This window comes from Streptomyces sp. ID05-39B (assembly GCF_033794725.1).
In the GTDB taxonomy this organism is placed as follows: Bacteria; Actinomycetota; Actinomycetes; order Streptomycetales; family Streptomycetaceae; genus Streptomyces; species Streptomyces bobili.
In genome coordinates this window covers 21590-28198 of the sequence record NZ_JARGEF010000093.1, presented here as the reverse complement: position 1 = coordinate 28198, position 6609 = coordinate 21590, and the positions used below count along the sequence as shown (strand labels likewise).

General features: G+C 73.7%; 5 protein-coding genes. 3 read left to right on the top strand and 2 right to left on the bottom strand.

What is annotated here, in order from left to right:
- Positions 1–243 precede the first annotated feature (243 nt).
- Positions 244–1683: an NADP-dependent phosphogluconate dehydrogenase gene (gene gndA, locus P1P75_RS20940; RefSeq protein WP_319257566.1), complete on the bottom strand. Its 1440-nt coding sequence runs from the start codon at positions 1681–1683 to the stop codon at positions 244–246.
- Between the two features lie 295 nt (positions 1684–1978).
- Here gndA and P1P75_RS20935 point away from each other — a divergent pair, with 295 nt between their 5' ends.
- On the top strand, positions 1979–3196 hold the full coding sequence (locus P1P75_RS20935; protein WP_319257564.1) for a transglycosylase family protein: 1218 nt from the start codon (positions 1979–1981) through the stop codon (positions 3194–3196).
- On the opposite strand, the gene P1P75_RS20930 is transcribed toward P1P75_RS20935, so the two are convergent.
- The gene (locus P1P75_RS20930; protein ID WP_319257562.1) at positions 3186–4382 is read right to left on the bottom strand and encodes a DMT family transporter; all 1197 of its coding nucleotides are present in this window, start codon (positions 4380–4382) and stop codon (positions 3186–3188) included. The genes P1P75_RS20935 and P1P75_RS20930 overlap by 11 nt on opposite strands.
- A gap of 227 nt (positions 4383–4609) precedes the next feature.
- Here P1P75_RS20930 and P1P75_RS20925 point away from each other — a divergent pair, with 227 nt between their 5' ends.
- Positions 4610–5368 (top strand): (2Fe-2S)-binding protein, encoded by a 759-nt coding sequence (locus P1P75_RS20925; protein ID WP_319257560.1) that lies wholly within the window; start codon positions 4610–4612, stop codon positions 5366–5368.
- 46 nt (positions 5369–5414) lie between these two features.
- Positions 5415–6584 carry a glycogen synthase gene (glgA, locus tag P1P75_RS20920; protein WP_319257558.1) on the top strand — a complete coding sequence of 390 codons (1170 nt, stop codon included), beginning with the start codon at positions 5415–5417 and terminating at the stop codon, positions 6582–6584.
- The last annotated feature ends 25 nt before the right edge of the window (positions 6585–6609 follow it).

Below are 6609 nucleotides of genomic sequence, written 5' to 3'. Positions count from 1 at the left end.
TCCGGGCCCACCGTCCCCGAGCCCGGACCCGTCCCCGATCCCGCCGGGACCCGAACCGGTCCCGAACCCGGAGCCGGGCCCACCCCTGAGCTGACCCGCGGGCGCACGCGGCGGTGGGCGGCACCCAGCAGGGCACCGCCCACCGCACCGAACACCTCCCGGCAGGGGGGCCGTCCGCCGCACCGGACACCTCCGGCAGGGGGCCGCCCGCCGCACCGAGCACTCACACCGCTGCGTCGAGACCTACGCCGAGACCTCCGACCGGTCCCCGCCCCACAGCGTGTGGAACGATCCGTCCCGGTCCACCCGCCGGTAGGTGTGGGCCCCGAAGAAGTCCCGCTGTCCCTGCGTCAGCGCCGCGGGCAGCCGCTCGGCGCGCAGCGCGTCGTAGTAGGCGAGCGCCGCCGCGAACCCCGGCGTGGCCACGCCCTGGAGGGTCGCGGCGACCAGCACCTCGCGCCACGCGTCCTGCGCCGCCCCGATCTCGGCGGCGAACGTCTCGTCGGACAGCAGGCTCGGCAGGTCGGGGCGGGCGTCGTAGGCCGCGCGGATCCGGTCGAGGAAGGCCGCCCGGATGATGCAGCCGCCCCGCCAGATCGCCGAGACGGCGCCGAGGTCGATGTCCCAGCCGTACTCGGCGCCGCCCGCGGCGATCTCGTGGAAGCCCTGCGTGTACGACACGATCTTCGAGGCGTACAGCGCCTGCTCCACCCGGTCCGCGAAGGCCTGCGCCTCCGCCCGGCCCAGCGCGGCCGGCTTCGGCCCGGACAGGCCGAGCGAGGCCTTCCGCAGCGCCGCGTGGCCGGACAGCGACCGGGCGAAGACGGCCTCCGCGATGCCCGACACCGGCACCCCGAGGTCCAGTGCGATCTGCACCGTCCAGCGTCCGGTGCCCTTCTGCTCGGCCTGGTCCACGACCACGTCCACGAACGGCCCGCCCGTCGCCGCGTCCACGTGCGAGAGCACCTCGGCCGTGATCTCGATCAGGTACGAGTCCAGCCGGCCGGTGTTCCAGGTGCGGAAGATGTCGGCGATCTCGGCCGGGGAGTATCCTCCGACATCGCGCAGCAACTGGTACGCCTCGCCGATCAGCTGCATGTCGGCGTACTCGATGCCGTTGTGCACCATCTTCACGAAGTGCCCGGCCCCGTCCGCGCCGACGTGCGTCACACAGGGCGCCCCGTCGGCCGCCTTCGCGGAGATCTTCTCCAGCATGGGGCCCAGCGACTCGTACGACTGAGGGGAGCCGCCCGGCATGATGCTCGGGCCGAGCAGCGCACCCTCCTCGCCGCCGGAGATGCCCGTGCCGACGAAGTGGATGCCGCGCTCCCGCAGCTCGCGTTCGCGGCGCCGGGTGTCCGCGAAGTGCGCGTTGCCACCGTCGATGATCATGTCGCCGGGCTCCAGCAGCGGCGCGAACTCCTGGATCACCGCGTCGGTCGGCTCGCCGGCCTTGACCATGACGACCAGGCGGCGGGGGCGCTCCAGCGCCGCCACGAACTCCTTGGCGGTCTCGGCCGCGATGAACTCGCCCTCGCCGCCGAACTCCTCCACGAGGGCGTGCGTGCGCGCCGCCGTCCGGTTGTGCAGCGCGACCGTATAGCCGTTGCGGGCGAAGTTGCGGGCGAGGTTGCGGCCCATGACCGCGAGTCCCGTGACGCCGATCTGGGCTGAGTTTGTCATCCGGTTGGCTCCTCAAGAATCCGTAGCTGTCGGCCCGGTGATCCGTGCGTGACGCCTGCGCGCCGGCGCCGGTCCCGTCCCGTGCACATCCTGCTCCGTCGCCCCGCCCACCGCACGCGCTGGACACGCGAAGTCGCCCACCCGGATACGGACACAGGGCCCCGCCCGACTCAGGTGTCACGCAACAGACCCGTCGTCCGGCCGAGTTGAGCCAGTGCGGCTGATACTCGCCTTGTCACGGCCAGTGAGCGGACCGTACTTTTGCCCCTCCTGACGCATGTCGAGGGGGATCTCCATGGCCGTACGCGGCCGGCACCGCCGGTATCAGCCGAACAGGATCAACCGGGCCTCGCTCACCGTGACGGCGGGCGGCGCCGGCATGGCGATCCCGCTCATCGGCGCCGGAGCCGCCCAGGCGGCGGACGTGGACACCTGGGACAAGGTCGCCGCATGCGAGTCGACCAACGACTGGAACATCAACACCGGCAACGGCTACTACGGCGGCCTCCAGTTCACCCAGTCCACCTGGGAGGAGTACGGGGGCACCCGCTACGCGCCGCGCGCTGATCTGGCCACCAAGGACCAGCAGATCGCCGTCGCGGAGAAGGTGCTGGACGGTCAGGGGCCGGGTGCCTGGCCCGCCTGCTCGGTGCGGGCGGGACTGACCGCCGGCGGCGACGCCCCCGACATCGAACCGGCCGCCACGTCCGCGAAGTCCGCCGGCACCAAGCCGGCCACCACCCTCAAGGACGTCCAGCCGCAGAGCACGCCCCAGTCGCGGGCCGGCACCGCCGAGATGTACACGGTCGTGCGGGGCGACACCCTCTCCGGCATCGCCGACGAGAAGGACGTACGGGGCGGCTGGCAGCGGCTGTACACGGCGAACCGGACGACGATCGGGACCGACCCCGACCTCATCGTGCCCGGCCAGCGGCTGAACCTGCGCGGCCAGGCCGCCGCCAAGGCCCCGGCCACCAGAACCCCGGGCACGACCACGGAGCGCAAGGAACCCGCGCAGAAGAAGACGACCGAGAAGAAGACGACCGAGAAGAAGGCCACCCAGAACAACCCGTCGGAGAAGAAGGCTTCGGAGAAGAAGTCCGCCGGCCGTTCCTTCGCCGCCCCGGTCGACGCCGGTCTCGGCACGCCGTACCACGCGACGGGTTCCTCCTGGTCGAAGGGCTACCACACCGGCGTCGACTTCCCCGTGCCCACCGGCACGTCCGTGAAGTCCGTCGCCCCGGGCACGGTGGTCAGCGCGGGCTGGGGCGGTTCCTTCGGCTACGAGGTGGTCGTGCGGCACTCCGACGGCCGCTACTCGCAGTACGCGCACCTGTCCGCGATCTCCGTGCGGGACGGCCAGGCCGTGGGCGCCGGCCAGCGCATCGGCCGCTCGGGGTCCACCGGCAACAGCACGGGCCCGCATCTGCACTTCGAGGTGCGGACGGGGCCCGGGTTCGGCTCGGACATCGACCCTCTGGCCTATCTGCGGGCCGGCGGCGTCAGGATCTGATGCGGACCCGGCGCCGGTCGACCGCCGGCATCGGGATGTACGGCCCGCCGTGGAACGGCCCGTACAGCGGCGGCGGGGCGGGCGCGGGGGCCGGCATCAGCGGCTCCCGCGCCTCCTCCTTGCGCGCCGCCGGGGCGGGCACCGGCATCTCCTCCGGCACGGTCGCGGTCACCGCCGGGGCGGCTTCCACGGCCGCCGGTCCGACGGGCCGGTCAGGGGAGGCGATGAACAGCCGCTGCGCGAAGGGGTCGCCCGCAGGCTCCGGAAACACGGCGACGAGGTCGGCCACGGGCGCCGCGACGCCGGTGGGGACCGTACGCGTCTCCTCGGGCCGCGCGCCGGTCGTCTCCGGCTGGGCGCTCGCCAGCCGCTCGGTCGTCAGCAGGATCAGGCCACCGGCCGCCACCACCCCGCAGCTCAGGGCGAGCGCGGTGCCCGTGGTGCCGTAGCGGAAGGTCTCGCCGAACATCGTGATGCCGACGGCGGCCGCGACCACGGGGTTCACCACGGTCAGCGTGGCCAGCGGGGCCGCGAGGCCCGCGCCGCGGTAGGAGGCCTGCGACAGCAGCATTCCGGCCGTGGCCAGGACGCCGATCACCGCGAGGGAGGGCACGTCGGCCGCCGAGACACCGCCGGTCCAGTCGACCGCGACGGTCTTGGTGAACACCGACGACATGCCGAACGCTATACCGGAGCCGGTCGCCAGCAGCATGCTGCGCACCGCCGGGTGCCGGTGCGCGGCCCGGCCGGCGACCATCAGCGCCACCACCGCGCCGCCGGTGACCGCGGCCGCGCCCACCCGCTGCGGGGTGCTCAGCGACTGCGCGTCGGCCGCGCCGACCAGGGAGAGCAGACCGGCCAGACCGATGGTCGCCATGATGGCACCCCGCCAGGCCGTCGCCCCGGCCCTGCGGCTCACGAACATCGCCGCCATCGGCAGTGCGAACACGATGGTCAGCGCGCCCAGCGGCTGGACCAGGCTCAGAGGACCGTAGGCGAGCGCCACGACGTGCAGCAGGCCGCCGAGTCCGTTCAGTCCGACCGCCGCCCACCAGCCGGGCCGCCGCAGCGGGGCGTAGTGCTCGTCGGGGGAGGACACCGCGACCTGTTCCTGCACGATCGCCCCGGCCGCGTACGCCACGGCGGAGACGAGCGACAGGACCACGGACAACGCGAGGGCGCTCATGAGCTGCTCCTCTGCGTGAGGCGGGGCCCCGGGGCCCGGCGCGGCGAACGGTCGGCTCTCATACCCAACACGATGCCTTGTGGATCTGTTCCCGTCGTCGTCCCTGAGCACCCAATGGGTCCTACTACCGATGGAGTACGAAGCGCCCCCCGTCCTCCCCAGGGTGGGTGATGAGCCGGGGATCCCCCTGAGCACGACCCCTACCCGCCTTGGTATTACTGCACTTCGTGGACCTCGACCCCCAACTGGCGGCCCTGCGCCCCCTCGGCGGCTTCTTCGCCCTGAGCACGACAGCGCCCACCGGCGGTGGACGGGAACCGGCCCGGCCCCTGCCGACGCTCGCCCGCGCCTACGCCGCCGCGCCGGCCGCCGCGCACAGCGACCCGCTGGGACTCCGGATCGCCAAGGTCCTGCGCGCCCTGCGCGCCCCTGAGCCGCGCGTCGCCGCCTCCGTGGCCCAGCAGGGCCTCGCGGCCAGGCTGTGGTCGGTCGCCCTGGGCTGCGCCGTCCTCTACGACCGCCAACCCGACCTGGGGCCCGGGCTGCTGCGCTGGGACCCCGAGGGCAGCGCCCCGGACGACCTGTGGCTCACGGAGGTCCGCGCCTGCGGCCCGGCGGACGCGGAGACCCTGGCGGCCACCGTCCTGCACGGCCACCTGGAACCGCTGGCGGCGGCCCTGAGCGCCCGCCACCGCCTCGCCCCCGGTCTGCTGCGCGGCAACGCGGCCTCGGCCCTGGCCGGCGCCGCCCGTCAGCTCGACGCGTGGGCGCGTGCTCACGACCGCCCCGACGCCGCGGCCCGCTCCCGTGTCCTGACCGCCCAACTCCTCGCCCACCCCCTCCTCGCCGGCACCGGAACCCTCACCGGCACGGCCTTCCGCCGCCGCAGTTGCTGCCTCTACTACCGGGTGCCCGGCGGCGGGGTCTGCGGTGACTGTTGCTTCGTACGACCCCCGCGCTCTTCCCCACGCGGCCCGTCTGGGTGACCATGAAGGGGACCGGCCTTCACGTACGAACCCAGGGGGTTGCCGGGTGCGAGTGGGACTGCTGACCCGGGAGTACCCCCCGGACGTGTACGGCGGGGCGGGCGTCCACGTCGAGTTCCTGGCCCGTGAGTTGCGCGAGCTGGTCGATCTGGACGTGCACTGCTGGGGCGAGGGCCGCGCGGAGGGCGTCCGGCGCCACCGCTCCTGGTCCGCCCTGGACGGCGCCAACGACGCGCTGCGCACGTTCTCCGTGGACCTGGCCATGGCCGCCGCGCTGGAGGGACGCGAACTGGTCCACTCCCACACCTGGTACGCCAACCTCGCCGGTCATCTCGCCAAGGAGCTGTACGGCGTCCCGCACGTGGTGACCGCCCACTCGCTGGAGCCCCTGCGCCCGTGGAAGGCCGAGCAGCTCGGCGGCGGGTACCGCCTGTCCAGCTGGACCGAGCGGACCGCCGTGGAGGCCGCCGACGCGGTGATCGCCGTGTCCGGCGCGATGCGTGAGGACATCCTCGCCTGCTATCCGAAGCTGGCCGCCGACCGGGTCCACGTCGTGCACAACGGCATCGACACCGCCCTGTACCGGCCCGACCACCGCACCGACGTCCTCAACCGGATCGGCGTCGACCCGGCCCGTCCGTACGTGCTGTTCGTCGGCCGCATCACCCGCCAGAAGGGCGTCCCGCACCTGCTGCGCGCCGTCCGGGACATCGATCCGGCGGCTCAGGTCGTGCTGTGCGCGGGCGCGCCCGACACCCCCGAGATCGACCGCGAGTTCCGTGAGCTGTTCGCGGAGCTGAGCCGGGCCCGGGACGGCGTGCACTGGATCCCCCGGATGCTTCCGCGTCCGGAGGTCATCCAGCTCCTCACCCACGCGGCCGTCTTCGCCTGCCCCTCGGTGTACGAGCCCCTCGGCATCGTCAATCTGGAGGCGATGGCCTGCGGCACGCCCGTCGTGGCCTCCCGGGTCGGTGGTATCCCGGAGGTCGTCGAGGACGGCGCGACCGGTCTGCTGGTCCCCGTGGAAGAGGGCGACGAGGGGGCCCGCGCCTTCGAGGCCGGTCTCGCACGCGCCCTCGACACGGTGCTGGGCGATCCTGGTACCGCGCGCCGCATGGGCGAGGCCGGCCGGGTGCGCGCGGTGGAGGAGTTCGGCTGGGACGCGGTCGCCCGGCGAACCGTCCGACTGTACGAGGACACCCTCAAACAGGCGTAGTGCGCCCCCGGCGGGGGCAGCAATG

Excerpts from the sequence above, each read along its gene's own strand:
- gndA (WP_319257566.1), bottom strand. The coding sequence starts at position 1,683 with ATGACAAACTCAGCCCAGATCGGCGTCACGGGACTCGCGGTCATGGGC.
- P1P75_RS20935 (WP_319257564.1), top strand. The coding sequence starts at position 1,979 with ATGGCCGTACGCGGCCGGCACCGCCGGTATCAGCCGAACAGGATCAAC.
- P1P75_RS20930 (WP_319257562.1), bottom strand. The coding sequence starts at position 4,382 with ATGAGCGCCCTCGCGTTGTCCGTGGTCCTGTCGCTCGTCTCCGCCGTG.